This window comes from Nostoc sp. (assembly GCF_035638895.1).
Classification (GTDB): Bacteria; Cyanobacteriota; Cyanobacteriia; order Cyanobacteriales; family Nostocaceae; genus Nostoc.
In genome coordinates this window covers 1-2789 of the sequence record NZ_DASQZC010000087.1, presented here as the reverse complement: position 1 = coordinate 2789, position 2789 = coordinate 1, and the positions used below count along the sequence as shown (strand labels likewise).

Annotated in this window: 3 protein-coding genes; 1 reads left to right on the top strand and 2 read right to left on the bottom strand. The window is 43.3% G+C overall.

The window, feature by feature from the left end; translation table 11 throughout:
• Nucleotides 1-85: 85 nt before the first annotated feature.
• Nucleotides 86-1183: a site-specific integrase gene (locus VE944_RS03830; RefSeq protein WP_324972523.1), complete on the top strand. Its 1098-nt coding sequence runs from the start codon at nt 86-88 to the stop codon at nt 1181-1183.
• A 252-nt stretch (nt 1184-1435) separates the two neighbouring features.
• Here the strand turns inward: VE944_RS03830 and tnpA are convergent, their stop codons facing one another.
• Nucleotides 1436-1852 carry an IS200/IS605 family transposase gene (gene tnpA / locus VE944_RS03825; RefSeq protein ID WP_324972526.1) on the bottom strand — a complete coding sequence of 139 codons (417 nt, stop codon included), beginning with the start codon at nt 1850-1852 and terminating at the stop codon, nt 1436-1438.
• 192 nt (nt 1853-2044) lie between these two features.
• Entirely contained in the window at nt 2045-2602 is a 558-nt protein-coding gene (locus tag VE944_RS03820; protein WP_324972520.1) for an HAD-IIIA family hydrolase, read from the bottom strand.
• Nucleotides 2603-2789: the final 187 nt, after the last annotated feature.

Genomic DNA, 2789 nt, shown 5'->3' with positions numbered 1-2789 from the left:
CCGTCGTGATTTACGGTAATATTATTATGCTAAATCACCTGAAATTATCCGCAAGCACGGAATAATTTTAGCGCAAGATTAGCACATGAAATTGACGGTTGAGATAATCAACGATCGCCTAAAGGCTGCCAAGATTGGGGTAAGAGTTGAGGCGAGGGGCGACAGGCTTTCACTTCGGGCCACACTGCCGCCCAAACCAGGGAGCAGCAAAACTAAGCCCTATCAGCAGTATCTTGCCTTGGGGATTTATGCCAACCCTGCGGGATTGCAACGGGCAGAAGCAGAAGCCAAGATTGTTGGCGGATTATTAGCCAGGGGTGAGTTTGACTGGAATAGATATCTCACTCAAGAGCAGGAATTGGGCATTGGGGATTGGGCAGAGTGGATAGAAAAGCTCCGCAACGATTACTTTGCTCAAAAAGGTGACACGCCCAATACACAATTCACCTGGAAAAACGACTACGAAGCAGCTTTTAAAAACCTGAAAGGAGAGGTTGCCAGCGCCTCATTAATAGCATCTGCTACTGCCACCCCTGCCAATAGTCGTAGCCGAAAGCGGACTTGTGAAAAATTACAGTTATTAGCTGAACTTGCTGGGGTGAAGGTGAACTTGAAGCCCTACATCGGCAACTACGGCAACTCCCAAACCAAACCACGTAATATTCCCACTGATGACGAGATAGTAGAAGCGCGATCGCTTTTTGATAATTCCCCTTCATGGCTTTGGGCTTACGGGGTTATGAGTGTGTATGGATTGAGGCCGCATGAAATTTTCCACTGTGAAATCTCAAAAGAAAATCTTGCCTGCAATGTACTAGAGGGCAAAACTGGAGAACGGATTTGCTACCCACTGCATCCTCATTGGGCAGAAGAATGGCAGCTATGGCAAATGAAAAAACCCCAATGCAGTGGGGCAACATATCGGGACTATGGTAAACGAGTAACTACTGCTTTCTGGCGGCGAGATGTGCCTTTTAATCCATACGATTTAAGACATGCTTATTGTATTAGGGGAAGCGTAAAATACAAAGTCCCAGTGGCGATTATAGCGGCGTGGTGTGGGCATTCCCCCGTGGTACACTACCAAACATACAGTCGCTGGATTACATCGGTGGAACATACCAAGGTGTTTGAGGAGTTAAGGAATCAAGTTTCTCTAAAGACACCCAAATTTATCAATTAGCTATCCACTTGTCCCTATTTGAGGTTTTTAGACCAGTGATTCAACGGCGGGCTAGCCCCTAAATTCATTTATGGGGGTTAGCCGTTGGCGATTTGAATCGCCGTCAAGTCTGAGGAGAGCCACGTTTAGAGACAATCAAACCAGGAAAAATTTCACTGTATTTAGAACCTGAAAGCCTTGATATATCTAAATCCTGTAAATCTACAGGATTAGAAATATCAGTAGTGTCTGCAAATAAAGCACAAAACAACTCTAGTGTTTCTTTGGTTCTAAACCACTGAGTAAGGTCTCTTTTTGATTTTGAATATACATTTTAACTGTCTCTAGTGGCGCACCTCCTACTGTCGAGACGAAATAAGAATTAGTCCACAAAGTAGGCAATCTGCTCTTTAACTCTGGAAATTCTAATCGTAAATATCTAGAAGTTGCACCCTTGAATCTCTTCACGGCTCGGTGTATTCCAAATTGCGGATCAACCTCTACCAGTAAATGCACATGGTCTGGCATTATTTCCATTTCTAGAATTTCCACCTTAATTTCAACGGCTATTTGGGCAAGTAATTCTTTTAAGCGAGAAGCGATTGCACTTACTAGTACTTTTCTCCGATACTTAGGACAAAAAATAATGTGATATTTGCATGAATAAACAACATCTATGTAGGCATCCACAAGATTTTGTCTTTCCGCTTGTAAGAGAAAACGCTTTAACAGTTGCTTGCACTCCACAATCACAAAGACAATTCCATCTTGTACTTCCCCTGCTTTGAGCTTGAGATACGACCGTGAGTCTCCCAAATTTTTCGCCCAGCTTTACTTTAGTCTGTCGCATTTTTTGAAGATATTTTTTCAGGTTCAAAATATTTAACTCTTACTAGTGTCATAATTTGCATCCCCACTTTTCCACCAATCAGATGCCCACAAAAAAGGGACGTTGGCAGATTCAGCAGCACCTTTATCTTCATCGCGATCGCCTACAAACAAAATCTGATGCTCTTGGCTTTTGAACCCCAAATGATTTTTAATAGCTGCATTGAGCATTCCAGCCCCAGGTTTACGATAAGTACCAGAATATTCCCATCCCCAAGCCGTATGAATTGGGCTACTTGCTTCTGGATTGATACAGCAAAGCCAGCAGTGTAATCCCTGGTAATCAGGGCAGAAATATATACAGGTAATTTCTGGACACAGCCTCAAGGTTTGATACTGCTCAGTTATTGCATCTTCCAATTGCTTATGCCCTGCTGCCACGCCACCTTGATTGGTAGCACCAACTATTAGCCATCCTTGACTTTTGTAGTGAGCGATCGCCCTTGCAGCTTCTGGAATAATCTCTTGATCGAGAGGATCTGAGATAAATTTTGCTCCCGATTTAGGGCGACGAACTGTGCCGTCAAGGTCTAAAATTAATAATTTATTCATGCTAAAAATTTCCTCCACTATTCTTCAACATTGAGACAATGGCTAGCCCATTGATAAACCGCATCAGACTCGCTCATCCCTTGAGCAATCATTGCTGGTACATTGCGAGCGTAAGATGCGATCGCCTCTTCCTTCCCAATTACCCCATCAAGAGAATGAACTGCCAACAGCATGATAAATGCATCAC